This window comes from Paraburkholderia sp. PGU19, assembly GCF_013426915.1.
Taxonomy (GTDB): domain Bacteria; phylum Pseudomonadota; class Gammaproteobacteria; order Burkholderiales; family Burkholderiaceae; genus Paraburkholderia.
This window is the reverse complement of the sequence record NZ_AP023180.1, coordinates 1,799,450-1,813,831: the sequence shown is the minus strand read 5'-3', so window position 1 is coordinate 1,813,831 and position 14,382 is coordinate 1,799,450. Positions and strand designations below refer to the sequence as shown.

General features: G+C 63.3%; 15 protein-coding genes. 11 read left to right on the top strand and 4 right to left on the bottom strand.

Annotation, left to right across the window (positions count from 1 at the left end; genetic code table 11):
• Positions 1-24: 24 nt before the first annotated feature.
• From H1204_RS25720 to araD, 4 genes are read left to right on the top strand one after another with little or no spacing between them, the layout of a single operon-like run.
• Positions 25-1,104 (top strand): ABC transporter ATP-binding protein, encoded by a 1,080-nt coding sequence (locus H1204_RS25720; RefSeq protein ID WP_180731343.1) that lies wholly within the window; start codon positions 25-27, stop codon positions 1,102-1,104.
• Complete coding sequence (locus H1204_RS25715) at positions 1,101-1,988, top strand: sugar ABC transporter permease (RefSeq protein ID WP_036000081.1); 888 nt, start codon at positions 1,101-1,103, stop codon at positions 1,986-1,988. Before H1204_RS25720 ends, H1204_RS25715 begins: the two co-directional genes overlap by 4 nt.
• Positions 1,988-2,893, top strand: coding sequence for an ABC transporter permease (locus tag H1204_RS25710; RefSeq protein WP_180731342.1), 906 nt, complete (start codon positions 1,988-1,990; stop codon positions 2,891-2,893). The genes H1204_RS25715 and H1204_RS25710 overlap by 1 nt, the downstream gene beginning before the upstream one ends.
• Before the next feature lie 8 nt (positions 2,894-2,901).
• Positions 2,902-4,653, top strand: a complete 1,752-nt coding sequence (gene araD / locus H1204_RS25705) for an L-arabinonate dehydratase (protein ID WP_180731341.1) — start codon at positions 2,902-2,904, stop codon at positions 4,651-4,653.
• A gap of 73 nt (positions 4,654-4,726) precedes the next feature.
• On the opposite strand, the gene H1204_RS25700 is transcribed toward araD, so the two are convergent.
• Entirely contained in the window at positions 4,727-5,332 is a 606-nt protein-coding gene (locus tag H1204_RS25700) for a short chain dehydrogenase (protein ID WP_180731340.1), read from the bottom strand.
• A 173-nt stretch (positions 5,333-5,505) separates the two neighbouring features.
• Positions 5,506-5,955 carry a DUF3005 domain-containing protein gene (locus tag H1204_RS25695; protein ID WP_180731339.1) on the bottom strand — a complete coding sequence of 150 codons (450 nt, stop codon included), beginning with the start codon at positions 5,953-5,955 and terminating at the stop codon, positions 5,506-5,508.
• A gap of 285 nt (positions 5,956-6,240) precedes the next feature.
• Between H1204_RS25695 and H1204_RS25690 the strand changes: the two genes are divergently transcribed.
• The 4 genes from H1204_RS25690 (at position 6,241) to H1204_RS25675 (ending at position 9,446) form a co-directional block, all read left to right on the top strand.
• Positions 6,241-6,474, top strand: a complete 234-nt coding sequence (locus H1204_RS25690; RefSeq protein ID WP_007586604.1) for a hypothetical protein — start codon at positions 6,241-6,243, stop codon at positions 6,472-6,474.
• 171 nt (positions 6,475-6,645) lie between these two features.
• Positions 6,646-7,578 (top strand): serine O-acetyltransferase EpsC, encoded by a 933-nt coding sequence (gene epsC, locus H1204_RS25685; protein ID WP_180731338.1) that lies wholly within the window; start codon positions 6,646-6,648, stop codon positions 7,576-7,578.
• Positions 7,579-7,617: 39 nt separating this feature from the next.
• The gene (locus tag H1204_RS25680; protein WP_180731337.1) at positions 7,618-8,445 is read left to right on the top strand and encodes an AraC family transcriptional regulator; all 828 of its coding nucleotides are present in this window, start codon (positions 7,618-7,620) and stop codon (positions 8,443-8,445) included.
• Between the two features lie 80 nt (positions 8,446-8,525).
• Positions 8,526-9,446, top strand: coding sequence for a DMT family transporter (locus tag H1204_RS25675; protein ID WP_180731336.1), 921 nt, complete (start codon positions 8,526-8,528; stop codon positions 9,444-9,446).
• Between the two features lie 154 nt (positions 9,447-9,600).
• On the opposite strand, the gene folE is transcribed toward H1204_RS25675, so the two are convergent.
• Entirely contained in the window at positions 9,601-10,230 is a 630-nt protein-coding gene (gene folE / locus H1204_RS25670; protein ID WP_180731335.1) for a GTP cyclohydrolase I FolE, read from the bottom strand.
• Positions 10,231-10,374: 144 nt separating this feature from the next.
• Positions 10,375-11,298, bottom strand: coding sequence for a LysR family transcriptional regulator (locus H1204_RS25665; RefSeq protein WP_180722763.1), 924 nt, complete (start codon positions 11,296-11,298; stop codon positions 10,375-10,377).
• A gap of 141 nt (positions 11,299-11,439) precedes the next feature.
• On the opposite strand from H1204_RS25665, the gene H1204_RS25660 reads away from it, so the two are divergent.
• The 3 genes from H1204_RS25660 to H1204_RS25650 all read left to right on the top strand — a co-directional run bounded on the left by H1204_RS25660 (position 11,440) and on the right by H1204_RS25650 (position 14,299).
• Positions 11,440-12,618 (top strand): 4-hydroxybenzoate 3-monooxygenase, encoded by a 1,179-nt coding sequence (locus H1204_RS25660; protein ID WP_180731334.1) that lies wholly within the window; start codon positions 11,440-11,442, stop codon positions 12,616-12,618.
• Between the two features lie 307 nt (positions 12,619-12,925).
• A complete protein-coding gene (locus H1204_RS25655) occupies positions 12,926-13,627 on the top strand; it encodes a 3-oxoacid CoA-transferase subunit A (protein WP_180731333.1) in 702 nt (233 codons plus the stop codon).
• Between the two features lie 12 nt (positions 13,628-13,639).
• A complete protein-coding gene (locus H1204_RS25650) occupies positions 13,640-14,299 on the top strand; it encodes a 3-oxoacid CoA-transferase subunit B (protein ID WP_036000108.1) in 660 nt (219 codons plus the stop codon).
• Positions 14,300-14,382 lie beyond the last annotated feature (83 nt).

Below are 14,382 nucleotides of genomic sequence, written 5' to 3'. Positions count from 1 at the left end.
ATGCAACATCGTAGGGAAGCGATCATGAAGCATCACTTTGAACAGTTGCGCCTCGAGTCCGTCAGCCGCAGTTTCGTGAATGCTGAAGGGGTGTCGGTGGCCGCGCTGCAGGGTCTCGATCTGAATATTCGCCGCGGTGAATTCATCGCGTTGCTCGGGCCGTCGGGCTGCGGCAAGTCGACGGCGCTCAACTGTATCGCGGGCTTGCAGCCGCTGTCGGGCGGCGGCATCTGGCTCGACGAAAAACGTATCGACGTGCTGCCGCCCGAGAAGCGCGGGTTCGGCATGGTGTTTCAGAACTACGCGCTGTTTCCGCATATGTCGGTGCTCGACAACGTCGGCTTCGGCCTGAAGATGCGCGGCATCGCGAAGGCGGAAACAGTGAAGCGCGCACGAGAAGCGCTGCAACTCGTGCAACTGGTCGGGCATGAGAAGAAGCTGCCGGGGCAGTTGTCGGGCGGTCAGCAGCAGCGTGTCGCGATTGCGCGCGCCATTGTGATCGAGCCGCCGCTCATTCTGATGGACGAACCGCTGTCGAATCTCGACACGAAACTGCGCATCGAAATGCGCGCCGAGATTCGCCGCATTCATAGCCAGCTGGATCGCGCGACCATCTACGTGACGCACGACCAGGACGAAGCGCTGTCGATGGCCGACCGCATTGTCGTGATGAAAGAGGGCGTCGTACAGCAGGTCGCGACGCCGAAGGAAGTTTACGGGCGGCCGAAGAACCTGCACGTCGCGCGTTTCATGGGCTACCGCAATGTACTGCCGTTCACGCTCGAAGGCACGCAGGGTGAAGGCGTGGCCGTCGAAGCGAACGGTGTGCGGCTGATCGGCACGGCCATGGATGGCTTCAACAGCAAGCGTGTTTCCGTCGCGATGCGTCCCGAGGACATGGAGCGCGCCGCGCCCGGCTCGGAAAACGCGTTCGACGCGCAGGTCACGACGGTCGAATACGGTGGCCGCGATTCGCTGATTCGTGTGAAGAGTGCGTTCGGCGAATTGTGGGCGCGCGTTGCGGGCGAGTTTGCCGAAGGCGAGCGCGTCACGCTGCGCGTGCCGCCGTCGCGCACGCTGGTCTACGAGGGAGAGCCGTCATGAGCACGCTGACGCCCGCCGCCGCAGCGACACCCGTCGCGCAACGCGACGGCAAGGCGTGGCTCGTGTCGCCCGCCTTGCTGTTCATCCTCGCGCTGTTCGTCTATCCGTTCGTCTACGGCCTCGCGCTGTCCTTCAGTCCGATGGAAGGCGGCGGCATGTGGGCGAACTACGCGAAGTTCTTCAGCGACACGTCGATGTGGCCGACCATCATCGTCACGCTGAAGCTCGCTGTGCCTGCCACATTGATCAACGTCGGCATATCGGTGCCGGTTGCGTTTGCGCTGCGCCGTCCGTCGCCGTATCAGAAGTTCGTGACGACGCTGCTCGTGATTCCCATCACGCTCGGTACCGTGCTGATCGCGGACGGCATGCTCACTTACTTCGGTCCGAACGGCTGGTTTCCGCAGGCGCTGCAAGGGCTGCATCTCTACACCGACGAAGTGCGCCTCACGCACAACTTCTGGGGCGTGCTGATTTCGCTGGTCGTGTCGGGTTTTCCGTTCGCGTTTCTGCTGACGCTCTCATACGTGACGGGCATCGATCCGACGCTCGCGAGTGCCGCCGCGACGCTTGGCGCAAACCCCTGGCAGCAGTTCCGGCAGATCTATCTGCCGTTGCTCGTGCCGGGGCTGACGATGGCCGCGTGTCTTTCCTTCGTGCAGGCGTTTTCGGTGTTTCCATCGGCGGTATTGCTCGGCGCGCCCGCGGGGCCGACGCGTGTGATGTCGATTGCCGCTGCGGAAGCAGCATTCGAGAGCTACGATTACTCGCTTGCGTCGGCGATCGCGATCGTGATGGGTTTCGTGCAACTGGTGATCGTCGCCGCGATGCTCGGCGCGCGCCGCTTCTTCTACAGTGGACCGGCGACGGGAGGTAAGGGCTGATGGCAACCGATCATCAAGTCGCGCATCCGTGGCCCGCTGCGCCGCAAGGGCAATCGGTGAAATCGATGAAACCGCATGTCAGTTTGCGTGACCGCATCTACAAGGCGCTCGTCTGGGGCGCGATGATTTTCTTCCTGCTGAACATCGTGCTGCTGATCGCCACCGTTGCCGTCAATTCGATCGCGACGCGCTGGTTCGGCACGCTGCTGCCGCAAGGCTTCACGCTGCACTGGTATGCGCAGGCGTGGAGCGACTTCCAGCTCGCGGCTGTGTTGTGGGTGACGGTCGAAGTGGTCGGCGCGGTGGTGCTGCTGTCCATTTTGCTCGGCGTGCCTGCCGCATACGCGCTCGCACGCGTGCAGTTTCGCGGCAAGCGGTTCGCGATGCTCGTTTTCCTGCTTCCGTTGATGGTGCCGCCCGTCACATACGGTATTCCGATGGCGACCGTGATGTACAAGATCGGGCTGGCGGGCACGCTGTCCGGCGTGATTCTCGCGAACCTGGTGCCCGCGTTGCCGTTCGTCATTCTCGTGATGACGCCGTTCATCGAGCAGATCGATCCGAATCTGGAATCGGCGGCGCGTATCTTCGGCGCGAATACGTTCCGCTATTTCCGCTATATTCTGCTGCCCTTGCTGGTGCCCGGCATGCTGGCCGCCGGTCTGCTGGTGCTGGTTCGCACCATCGGCATGTTCGAACTGACGTTCTTTACGGCGGGGCCGGCGACGCAAACGCTCGTCGTCGCGTTGTACTACGCTGTATTTTCAACGGGCGTGCGCGCGCCGCAGTCGATCGACGCAATGGCGATGATCTACATGGCGATCACGCTGATCTGGGTATTGATTGCGCTGCAGTTCGTGAGCCCGACGCAGATTGTGTCGCGAGTGAAGGAGCAGCGCCGGTAGGAGTCGAAGTGTCGAACGATCAGACGAAGAAACGCAAATCCCCCGACGAACTGCGCAGTCACCGCTGGTATGGCGTGAACGACCTGCGTTCGTTCGGCCATCGCTCGCGCACCGCGCAAATGGGCTACAGCCGCGAGGAGTATGCGGGCAAGCCCGTCATCGCGATCCTCAACACGTGGAGCGAGATGAACCCGTGCCACACGCACTTCAAGCAGCGTGTGGAAGAGGTCAAGCGCGGCATCTGGCAGGCGGGCGGCTTTCCGATCGAGTTGCCGGTGCAGACCTTGTCGGAGCCGTTCCAGAAGCCCACGACGATGCTCTACCGCAACTTTCTCGCAATGGAAGCGGAAGAGACGCTGCGCTCGTATCCCGCCGATGGCGTCGTGCTGATGGGCGGCTGCGACAAGACCACGCCCGCGCTGCTGATGGGCGCGATCAGCATGGACCTGCCGACCATCTTTCTGCCCGCCGGCCCGATGCTGCGCGGCAACTGGAACGGCGCAACGCTCGGCTCGGGCTCCGACACGTGGAAATACTGGGCCGATCTGCGCGCGGGCAAGATCACGGAAGAGGACTGGCAGGGTGTCGAAGGCGGCATTGCGCGCTCGCCGGGCCACTGCATGACGATGGGCACGGCATCAACGATGACCAGCGCCGCCGAAGCGCTCGGCTTCACGCTGCCCGGCTTCGCGTCGATCCCAGCACCGGATTCGCGCCACGCGCAGATGTCCGCGAAAACGGGCATGCGTATCGTCGAGATGGTGTGGGAAGACCTGAAGCCGTCGGACATCCTCACGGTGCAGTCGATCGACAACGCGGTGACGACGTGCCTTGCGCTGTCGGGCTCGACCAATGCAATCGTGCACATGATTGCGCTCGCGCGCCGTGCCGGGATCGAACTGACGCTCGACCGTTACGACAGCATCTCGCGCCGTACGCCCGTGCTCGCCAACATCCGGCCGACGGGTGCGTATCTGATGGAAGACTTCTATTACGCGGGCGGCCTGCAGGCGATGCTCGCGGAACTGGGCGACCTGATCGACCGCTCGCAGAAGACGGTGAACGGCCGCTCGCTTGGCGAGAACCTCGAAGGCGTGCAGATCTTCAACGACGAGGTGATCCGCCGCCGCACCAACCCGCTGATGCCGGACAACGGCCTGGCCGTCCTGCGCGGCAACATCGCGCCCGATGGCGCCGTCATCAAGCCGGGCGCAGCCGAGCCGCATCTGCTGGTGCACACGGGCCGCGCGGTGGTGTTCAAGGACTACAACGACATGGCCGCGCGCATCGACGACGACGCGCTCGATATCGACGAGAACTGCGTGATCGTGTTGCAGCATGCGGGGCCGGTCGGCGCGCCGGGCATGCCCGAATGGGGCCAGCTGCCGCTGCCGAAGAAGGTGCTGCAAAAGGGCGTGCGCGACATGCTGCGCATTTCCGACGCGCGCATGAGCGGCACGAGCTATGGCGCCTGCGTGTTGCACGTGGCGCCGGAGTCGTTTATCGGCGGGCCGTTTGCGCTGGTGCGCGACGGCGACATGATCGAACTCGACGTGCCGCAGCGCAAGCTGAACGTGCTGGTATCGGATGAAGAACTCGCGCGCCGCAAGGCCGCGTGGGTCGCGCCCGCGCCGAGATTTTCGCGCGGCTACGGCGCCATGCATCAGGTGCATGTGCTGCAGGCCGACAAGGGCTGCGACTTCGACTTCCTGCAACGCGATGGCGCGAACGCTGCAACGGGTGAGCCGGAGATTCACTGAAGCGACAGGCGTCGCGCAATGAAAAACGAGCGCACGGCAACGTGCGCTCGCTAACAGACGTCAATCGAACGTTCTAGTAACCAACGCGATACACGCGTCCCGTTTGCGCACCCTCGACGCTGCGCAGATACGCCTGCGCCGCCTTCTTCGCATCGACAGGTTCGAAGCCGCGGAAAAACGGCGCATAGCTTTCCATCGATTCCGTCAGCACTGTCGGACTCACGACATTGATGCGAATGCCGCGCGGCAGTTCGATCGCCGCGCCGCGCACGAAGCCTTCGAGCGCGAGATTGACTGTCGTTGCGCTGACGCCCAGGTTGATCGGCTCGTCGGCGAGAATGCCGCTCGTCAGTGTGAACGAGCCGTTGTCGTTCACGTACTTTTGCGCGGCGAGCACGACATTGATCTGTCCCATCAGCTTGTCACGGAGACCGACCCAGAACTGCTCGACGGTCATCTCGGGCAACGGGCCGAAGTGGACCTTGCCCGTCGTCGTAACGACGCCATCCACTTTGCCGATGGTTTGAAACAGCCGTTCGACGCTCGCCGGGTCCGTGCTGTCGACCTGATGCGCGCCACGCGTTGCGCCGACTTCGATCACTTCATGCCGCGCTTTCAGTTCGGCGGCGACGGCCTGGCCGAGCGTGCCCGTTGCGCCAATCACGACGATTTTGCTCATCTGGTGCTCCGTGGATGGAATTGCGCCGATTGTGCTGATCGTTTCAAACGCGAAAAAGATGTGCGTGCGACGAAGTCATGAAACCAGGAGTTTCGAATCGCATCGACATTCGTACAAACGCGAAGGCGCACGACGCGCCATGCGACGACGCATCGTGCGACAGACATATCGCGTCATTTGACGCGCTCGAGTTCTATCACGCGCATCGGCCGTTGATGATTGAGCGCGAAATGCACGCGCCCGCGCGTGCGTTGGCCCACTTGCGTGCTGGCTTCATGAAAGCGGTCGTCGAAGTGCTCGACGGGCTCGGGTACCGTCATGCCCTTGTCGATCACGCGGTAGCCCGGTTCCAGCGCGAGCAGCAGATGGTTTCCGCCGATGCGGCTGTCGAATCCCGCCAGTTCCGCATACGGGTTGTCGGGCACGCTGTTGACGAGCGATGCGTTGCTGGTCGTGATCTCATCCGGGCCGATCGGCGCGTGTCCTGCGATGCGCGCGGCTTCGTGATTCTTGCTGTCGGTATCCACCGTGCTGTCGTGCGTGCGGTCGTTGTGCATTTCGGCGCTGCGCGCGACGTCGGTGCCCGATTGCGTCGCGGGTATCTTGCGGGTGTTGAGGCTCATCTTTACGCCCTCCTTGACTCATGCCTTCAAAGCATTGGGAGCGAGCAAAACTCGTTCCGCGTGAGCGCCCAATCACGTTGGAATCCACGCGCGACGGCGCTTAGGGCAACCCGCGAATTTTTACTATTTTTTTGGTGGACGCCCTTTTCCTACAGAGTATGATTCTGGTTCGAGTGCAGCATCGCACACAAGAGCATGACCGCTGCAGTCTCATGGACTGCCTCGAAACACGGCATCGCACTCGCAAAAAGGACCATCTATGAGGCAGTCAGGGGCGGGTGACTCATGCACGTTGATGCTGCATTCACACATCGTGGCTACTTGCTTAACTGCGCGCCGGCGCGCGCGGGCGATGGGACTTGGCAACCGTATGTGGTCGTGTCGCGCTCCAGCGATGGCGAACTCGTCGCCAACCGCTTCTTTCCCACCGACCTCCGCTTCACTGACGAAGCAGCTGCTATCGCGCATGCCCGCGACTGGGCCGTGCGCTGGATCGATGCAAGCAGTATGACCGTATAGCACGTCATTTGCTACGCACTCCCGCACATGCAACGGCGGGCACTGCATGAGCCGTTCCTTATGCGCTAATTATGCAATCCGCACCGGCGCCCGGCGGTGCAGGCCGAAACGCGGTAATCTCTGGGGACAATTCACTTTCGTCGCGCTTCACGCGCGACTGCCGTCCTCGCCATGTCAAATGTTTCCTCCCACAACTGGGGCCTCGAACAGATCGTCGCCGAACTGCGCGCGTCGCGTGAGGAACTGCATCGCACGCGCCATCCGCGCGGCATCCGCGAGCTGCCTTCGCGCGACGGCGTGATCAACATCGTCGCGGGATTGCGCGCCGCGCTTTTCCCGACGCACTACGGCGCGCCCGATCTGACCGACGAGAGTGTCGATTATTACGTGGGTCATACGCTCGAAAGCACGCTGCGCCTGCTGGCCGAGCAGATTCGCCGCGCGTTGCGCTTCTTGCCGGAGCATGCGGAGACGCCGGATGCCGATCTGAGCGCGCTCGCATTCGACGTCGCGCGCCAGTTCGGCAAGCAGTTGCCGGGCATTCGCGCGTTGCTGGTCAGCGATATCCAGGCGGCGTACGTCGGCGATCCCGCCGCGCAGCACATCACTGAAATCCTGCTCTGCTATCCGGGCGTATGGGCGATGACGCACCACCGGCTCGCGCATGCACTGCATCGGCTCGGCGTGCCGCTGCTCGCGCGTTTCATCAACGAGATCGCGCACTCGGCGACGGGTATCGACATTCACCCTGGCGCGCAGATCGGCCCGAGCTTCTTCATCGATCACGGCACGGGCGTCGTGATCGGCGAAACGGCGATCATCGGCGAGCGCGTGCGTCTCTATCAGGCGGTGACGCTCGGCGCGAAGAGTTTTGCTGCGGATGAAGACGGCACGCTCGTGAAAGGCAATGCGCGTCACCCGATTGTCGAAGACGATGTCGTGATCTACGCGGGCGCGACCATTCTGGGCCGCGTGACGATCGGGCGCGGTTCGGTGATCGGCGGCAACGTGTGGCTCACGCATAGCGTGCCGCCGGGCAGCAGCGTGTCGCAGGGCAAGATCCGCGAAGGCGAGCGCGGGCGCAACGACGAAGGGCGGCGCTGATGCGTCGGCGTAGTTCTATCTGCGCAAGCGCCTGAGACGATGAAGCCGCGTGGGCGCGTCCAGATGCTGCGTTGTGCGCTCGACGGCGTCGAAGCGACGGACGCGCACACGACGCACACGTTTGCGCGTCATTCGCACGATCGCTTTGGCATAGGCATCGTCGTCGCTGGCGGGCAGCGTTCGGCAAGCGGGCGTGGCCCTGTCGAAGCGCGCGTGAACGATGTCATCACCGTCAATCCCGGCGAAGTGCATGACGGCAGTCCGCTCGACGAACACGGACGCGCCTGGCGGATGCTGTATTTCGAGCCGGCGCTGGTGATCGGCACGGTCGCCGAATGCGCGGAGTCGCCGCTGCGGGAAGTGGAGTTGACGCGCCCCGTGTTGAACGACGCGCAACTGTCGCTGCGTTTTGCACGACTTTTCTCGGCTGCAGTGCACGAGGCAAACGAGGGCGTGTCGCCCGACAATCTCGCTTGCGAAGAAGCGTTGGTCGCGTTGTTTTCATATGTGGGCCGATACCACGCGACGTCATTGCCGCACAGACCCGAACGCATCGGTCCTGTCGCGCGCGCAAGAAACCGTATCGACGACGATCCCGCGTCGGCATCGACGCTCGCCGATCTCGCCGCCGAAGCCGGTATGAGCCGTTTTCAGCTGCTGCGCAGTTTCGCGCATGAAGTCGGTTTGCCGCCGCATGCATACCGGATGCAACGCCGTGTCCTGCTGGCGCGGCAACTGATCGCCAGCGGGTCCACGCTGGCGGATTCGGCCGTCTCGGCGGGCTTCGCCGATCAAAGCCATATGACGCGCGCTTTCGTGCGGCTTCTCGGCGTCACGCCCGCGAGCTACGCGGCCGCCGTCCGCTGATCCTCTGCAATAACGTTCAAGACCGCGCGTGAGCGCGGGCCGTACGCTCGCCTCATCGTTCGATACGAGGAGGCAGTGGCATGAACGCGCGTTACGTCGGTTATTCCTTTTGCGCGCTGGCGATGATCGGCGTGGGCAGCACGGTCGTCGTCAGCAAGGCGATAGCGGGCGGCTTGCCGCCGTTTTCGGCGACGGCGTTGCGCTTTGCGATTGCGTTTCCCGTCTTTGTCGCGATGATGCGCGTGCGAAAAGTCCGCTGGCCGAAGCTCGACGCGCACGATGCGTTGCTCGTGATCGCGCAGGCGGGCGCGGGAAGCGTCGGCTATACGGTTTGTCTGATCGGCGGAATGCGGCTCGCGTCGGCCGCCGATGCGGGTGTGATCGCGGGGACATTGCCCGCGGTGTCGGCGGGTTTCGCGGCGCTCGCGCTCGGCGAGCGTCCGTCACCCGCGCTGCTCGGCGCGATCGCGCTCGCGACGCTGGGCGTGCTCGCCTGCACGGTGCGCCTCGACGACATGGCGGCCGCGAGCGGCACGCATTCCCTTGCAGGTAATGCGCTGGTATTTGCGGCAATTGTCTGCGAAGCGCTCTTCATCTTGCTCAACCGCAAGCTGCACACGCCTGTCCCGGCTTTGCCGCTGTCGGCGCTGATGAGCGGGATCGGCTTGCTGGTCGCGATCGTGCCGGCCTGTTTCGAGCAGCCGTGGCGTCTGCCGTTCGATGCGAACGTCGTCGCCGCGCTTGCGGGCGTCGTCTATTACGCGCTCGTGCCGACGGTGCTTGGCTTCGTGCTGTGGTATGCGGGCGCTTCGCGCCTGAGCGGCGCGGAGGCGGGCCTCGTGACGGCGCTCGTGCCCGTGTCGACGCTCGCGCTTGCATCGGGCGTGCTGCATGAGCCGATCAGCCGTGCGCAGATGTTGGGCGTCGCGTGTGTGCTGGCAGCGGTGCTGCTCGCGACGTTCGGACGGTTTCGGTCGCTGAAGTTGCGCGCGGAAGCGTGAGTTGGCCGATCCTGGCTTTGCTTGGGTCGCGTCAGTTCAATCAGAACCACTAAGCTTGCTGTTTGAGAGTCTCGACTCTGACCAGACCGTTGAGACAACCACGCGCTATCCGGCGCGTGGCTAAAGCGGGCCGACAATCCTGGCCCGCGACAAATCACGTATTCGCCACGCTAACGGAAGTCGGACCGTGGACGATCGACAGAAACTCGCGGCGCGTCGACGGGTCCGTGCGGAACGTCCCGAGCATGCGCGACGTCACCATCTCGACGCCGGCCTTGTGCACGCCGCGCGTCGACATGCATTGATGCGATGCTTCGAGAATCACGCCGACACCCTTCGGCTGCAATACTTCGTTGAGCGTATCGGCGATCTGCACGGTCATCTTTTCCTGAATCTGCAGACGCTTGGCGAATGCATCGACGAGCCGCGCGAGCTTCGAAATGCCCACCACGCGATGCTCCGGCAGATAAGCGACGTGCGCGCGCCCGATGATGGGCACCATGTGATGTTCGCAATAGCTTTCGAAGCGGATGTCCTTCAGCACGATCATTTCGTCGTAGCCGTCCACTTCGGAAAACGTACGGGCCAGAATGTCGCGCGGGTCGACTTCATAGCCGGCGAAAAATTCTTCATACGCTCGCACGACGCGCGCGGGCGTATCGAGCAGCCCTTCACGCTGAGGATTGTCGCCCGCCCAGCGCAGCAGAACGCGCACGGCTTCTTCGGCCTCGTCGCGGGACGGCCGGCCGGGTGCGTCGGCGGACGTTGTGTTCTTCGTATTCATCCTTCGCTCCAGTTCCAGTAAAACGCGCATCGCACGTTGCGGCATTGTTCCATGTTTCCCGGCCCTACGCCGAACAGGGATATGCGTGGCGGGCTCGCGCGGCCGTTACATGTGGGGAGTATTTTCGTGCCTTATGTGCGCAAATTACTTCGGCCACTCGTCCTTCGCATCGTTGAATAGCTCCGCGACCACGCTTCGCAGCCAACTCGCGCGCGGATCGTTGTGAAACTTGCGATGCCAGTGCTGGCGCAAGTCGAAGCGAGGCAACGGCAAAGGCGGTTCGACGAGCGTGATCGACGCGTGCTCCGACACGTACGCGAAGCCGATCGCGTGCGGCACCGTTGCGATCAGATCGGTGCGCGCGAGGATGAACGGCAGGCTCATGAAGTGCGGCGTCTCCAGCACGGCGCGCCGGCGGATGCGCTTTTTCTCCAGATACTGTTCGAGCACTTCCTGGCTGCGCCCTTCGGCGCGCACGACGGCATGGCCGAGGCCGATGAACTGATCGAGGGTGAGCGGCGCGCCCGCAAGCGGATGATCGCTGCGCATCAGGCAGATGAACCGGTGCGTGAACAGACGCTGCTGGAAGAAGTTGTTACCGGAAAGATCGGGAAAGTAGCCGACTGCGAGATCGACATCGCCCGATTCCAGCCCGCGTTCGACATGCGCGGGCGGCAACGATACCGAACGCAGATTCGCATGCGGCGCGCGCTCGGCGAAAAGCTGCAACAGCCTCGGCAGGAACACGATCTCACCGACGTCGGACAACGCCAGTGAGAACGTATGCGTCGACGTCGTGGGGTCGAAATCCTGCGAGTCGAGCATGCCTTTTTCGATGCGAGCGAGCGCCTCGCGGGCAGCGGGAATCAGCGCGAGCGCGCGCGGCGTCGGCTCCATGCCGCGCGACGTGCGCACGAACAGCGGGTCGTTGAAATACTCGCGTAAACGGCCGAGCGCGGTGCTCACGCGCGGCTGGCTCACGCCGAGACGTTCGGCGGCGCGGCTCACGTTGCGCATGTCTTCGAGCGCGACGAGGTAGGGAATCAGGTTGAGATCGAGTTCGGCCATGCTTTGGCGCGCGGGTGCGGGAGGACACTCGCGCAGTATCGGTTATGCGTATACAACCTATCCTAAAAATCGCGTTGTCGCATATTCGGGAAAGCGCCGAGAATCGTTTGATGACTCGAACAAAAGACTCGGAGACGAACGATGCGCACTCAAGTTGCCATTATTGGCGCGGGTCCCGCCGGTCTGCTGCTGTCGCATCTGCTGAGGCTGGCAGGGGTTGAATCGATGGTGCTCGAAAGCCGGTCGCGCGAACACTGCGAGCAGCGGATACGCGCGGGCGTGCTCGAACAGGGCACCGTCGATACGCTCAACGAAGCCGGCCTCGGTGCGCGGATGCAGCGCGAAGGGCTGGTGCATCACGGCATCGAGCTGTTGTTCGGGCGCAAGCGGCATCGAATCGATCTGACGGCGCTGACGGGCGGCCGCGCGATCACCGTGTATGGCCAGCATGAGGTGGTGTGCGACATGATCGCCGCTGCCGTCGAGCACCAGCAACCGCTGTATTTCGACGTGTCCGACGTGTCGCTGCGCGATCTGACGAGCGACAAACCTTGGGTTCAGTTCACACACGATGGCGCAGTGCAGCGTATCGACTGCGACTATGTGGCAGGCTGCGACGGCTTTCACGGCATCGCGCGCGAGTCGATTCCCGCCGACGCGCTGCAAACCTTCGAACGTATCTACCCGTATGCATGGCTCGGCATCCTCGCCGACGCCGCGCCGACTTGCGACGAACTCGTCTACGCGCATCACGAGCGCGGCTTCGCGCTCTTCAGCATGCGTTCGCCGGAGGTGACGCGTCTTTACCTGCAATGCCGTCCCGACGAAGACCTCACGCAATGGTCCGACGAGCGCATCTGGGCCGAGCTTCACGCGCGCTTCGAGAATGACGAAGGCTGGCTGCCCGCCATCGGCGACATCACGCAGAAGGGCGTGACGCCGATGCGCAGCTTCGTGTGCGAGCCGATGCAATATGGCCACCTCTATCTAGCCGGCGACGCCGCGCACATCGTTCCGCCGACAGGCGCAAAAGGCATGAACCTCGCCGTCGCCGACGTGCGCATTCTGTCGAAGGCGCTCGCGGCGCGCTATCGCGAAGGCCGCGACGATCTGCTCGCCGCCTATTCTGCGACCTGTCTGGAACGCGTCTGGCGCGCCGAGCATTTCTCGTATTTCATGACAAACATGCTGCATCCGTCGTTCGACGACACGCCGTTCGTCAATCGGCTGAAGATGGCCGAGCTGCGGTACGTCGCGCATTCCGATGCGGCGTCGCGGATGCTGGCGGAGAATTACGTGGGGCTGCCGTTTCGCGATTGATTTGCGGGCCCGGCGGCAGGCGAAGCGGCATAGGGCAAACCACGAAACCGTTGCCTTGACAAGAGATGCAGGCGCAAACCATAATGCGCCAGTACGTTCGCTAAACGAAACTGTGTTCGTATAAAGAACTTTTCGCGAGTTCGACGGGCGACAGGAATTGAAGGGCGAGCCAAACACGCAGGTCTGCAAGCCGTCGTCAGCAGGCTATGAAGGACGAAAGCGGACGTGGAGACCGTCCGGCGCGCGTTTCGCCAGTTGATTGGTGAATCGCGCGGCGCGGATCGACGCGTTTCAGAGGATATTCGACATGATCAACAAGATTATCGAGTCACTCCAGTCGGCGGTTGCCGACGTGCATGACGGCGCGACCGTCATGATCGGCGGCTTCGGCACGGCGGGCATGCCGTCCGAGCTGATCGACGCGCTCATCGAACAGGGCGCGAAAGAACTCACCATCGTCAACAACAACGCCGGCAACGGCGACACCGGCCTCGCGGCGCTGCTCAACGCGAAGCGCGTGCGCAAGATCATCTGCTCGTTCCCGCGTCAGACCGATTCATACGTCTTCGACGCGCTCTATCGCGCGGGCGAAATCGAACTGGAACTTGTGCCGCAGGGCAATCTGGCCGAGCGCATCCGCGCGGCGGGCGCGGGCATCGGCGGCTTTTTCACGCCGACGGGCTACGGCACGAAGCTCGCCGAAGGCAAGGAAACGCGCGTGATCGACGGCAAGCATTACGTGCTGGAAGCGCCGCTGCACGCCGACTTCGCGCTCATCAAGGCGTACAAGGGCGACCGCTGGGGCAACCTGGTCTATCGCAAGACGGCGCGCAACTTCGGCCCGATCATGGCAAGCGCGGCGAAAACGGCAATCGTGCAAGTGTCGGAAGTGGTGCCGCTCGGCGCGCTCGACCCGGAAGTGATCGTCACGCCGGGCATCTTCGTGCAGCGCATCGTCGAAGTGCCGCAGGCGGCTCACGCCTCGCAACGCCCCGAACAAGCCGCCTGAAGGAGACCTGACATGAAACGACTGACCCGCGATGAAATGGCGAAGCGCGTCGCGCAGGACATTCCTGAAGGCGCTTACGTGAACCTCGGCATCGGCGTGCCGACGCTGGTGGCGAACCACCTCGACGCCAATAAGGAAATCTTCCTGCACAGCGAGAATGGCCTGCTCGGCATGGGCCCCGCGCCCGCGAAAGGCGAGGAAGACGACGAGCTGATCAACGCCGGCAAGCAGCACGTCACGCTGCTGACGGGCGGCGCGTTCTTCCATCATTCCGATTCGTTCGCGATGATGCGCGGCGGCCATCTCGACTATTGCGTGCTCGGCGCGTTCCAGGTCTCGTCGAAGGGTGACCTTGCGAACTGGCACACGGGCGCACCCGATGCGATTCCCGCTGTCGGCGGCGCGATGGATCTGGCTATCGGCGCGAAGCAGGTGTTCGTGATGATGGAGCATCAGACCAAGCAGGGCGAAAGCAAGATCGTCGCAGAATGCTCGTACCCGGTGACGGGCGTCGGTTGCGTGGACCGCATCTACACCGACCTCGCGATGATCGACGTGACGAAGGACGGCCTCGTCGTGCGCGAGATCTTCTCGGATATCGACTTCGCGGAACTGGAAAAGCTGACGGGCGTCGCGCTGATCGACGGCACGCAGCAGGCTCGCGCGGCTTGAGGCTTGCTTAGCCTCGATACGTAGCTACCACGCGCGCGCAAATGCGTGCGTGACCTCGGCGCGGCGTTCGGCGACAATGAAGC

What these genes read in the sequence shown, in the direction of transcription:
- epsC (WP_180731338.1), top strand. Translation starts at nt 6,646, where the DNA reads ATGTCAAATGTTTCCTCCCACAACTGGGGCCTCGAACAGATCGTCGCC.
- H1204_RS25695 (WP_180731339.1), bottom strand. Translation starts at nt 5,955, where the DNA reads ATGAGCCTCAACACCCGCAAGATACCCGCGACGCAATCGGGCACCGAC.
- H1204_RS25655 (WP_180731333.1), top strand. Translation starts at nt 12,926, where the DNA reads ATGATCAACAAGATTATCGAGTCACTCCAGTCGGCGGTTGCCGACGTG.
- folE (WP_180731335.1), bottom strand. Translation starts at nt 10,230, where the DNA reads ATGAATACGAAGAACACAACGTCCGCCGACGCACCCGGCCGGCCGTCC.
- H1204_RS25715 (WP_036000081.1), top strand. Translation starts at nt 1,101, where the DNA reads ATGAGCACGCTGACGCCCGCCGCCGCAGCGACACCCGTCGCGCAACGC.
- H1204_RS25660 (WP_180731334.1), top strand. Translation starts at nt 11,440, where the DNA reads ATGCGCACTCAAGTTGCCATTATTGGCGCGGGTCCCGCCGGTCTGCTG.
- H1204_RS25680 (WP_180731337.1), top strand. Translation starts at nt 7,618, where the DNA reads ATGAAGCCGCGTGGGCGCGTCCAGATGCTGCGTTGTGCGCTCGACGGC.
- H1204_RS25690 (WP_007586604.1), top strand. Translation starts at nt 6,241, where the DNA reads ATGCACGTTGATGCTGCATTCACACATCGTGGCTACTTGCTTAACTGC.
- H1204_RS25700 (WP_180731340.1), bottom strand. Translation starts at nt 5,332, where the DNA reads ATGAGCAAAATCGTCGTGATTGGCGCAACGGGCACGCTCGGCCAGGCC.
- H1204_RS25650 (WP_036000108.1), top strand. Translation starts at nt 13,640, where the DNA reads ATGAAACGACTGACCCGCGATGAAATGGCGAAGCGCGTCGCGCAGGAC.
- H1204_RS25675 (WP_180731336.1), top strand. Translation starts at nt 8,526, where the DNA reads ATGAACGCGCGTTACGTCGGTTATTCCTTTTGCGCGCTGGCGATGATC.
- H1204_RS25665 (WP_180722763.1), bottom strand. Translation starts at nt 11,298, where the DNA reads ATGGCCGAACTCGATCTCAACCTGATTCCCTACCTCGTCGCGCTCGAA.
- H1204_RS25710 (WP_180731342.1), top strand. Translation starts at nt 1,988, where the DNA reads ATGGCAACCGATCATCAAGTCGCGCATCCGTGGCCCGCTGCGCCGCAA.
- H1204_RS25720 (WP_180731343.1), top strand. Translation starts at nt 25, where the DNA reads ATGAAGCATCACTTTGAACAGTTGCGCCTCGAGTCCGTCAGCCGCAGT.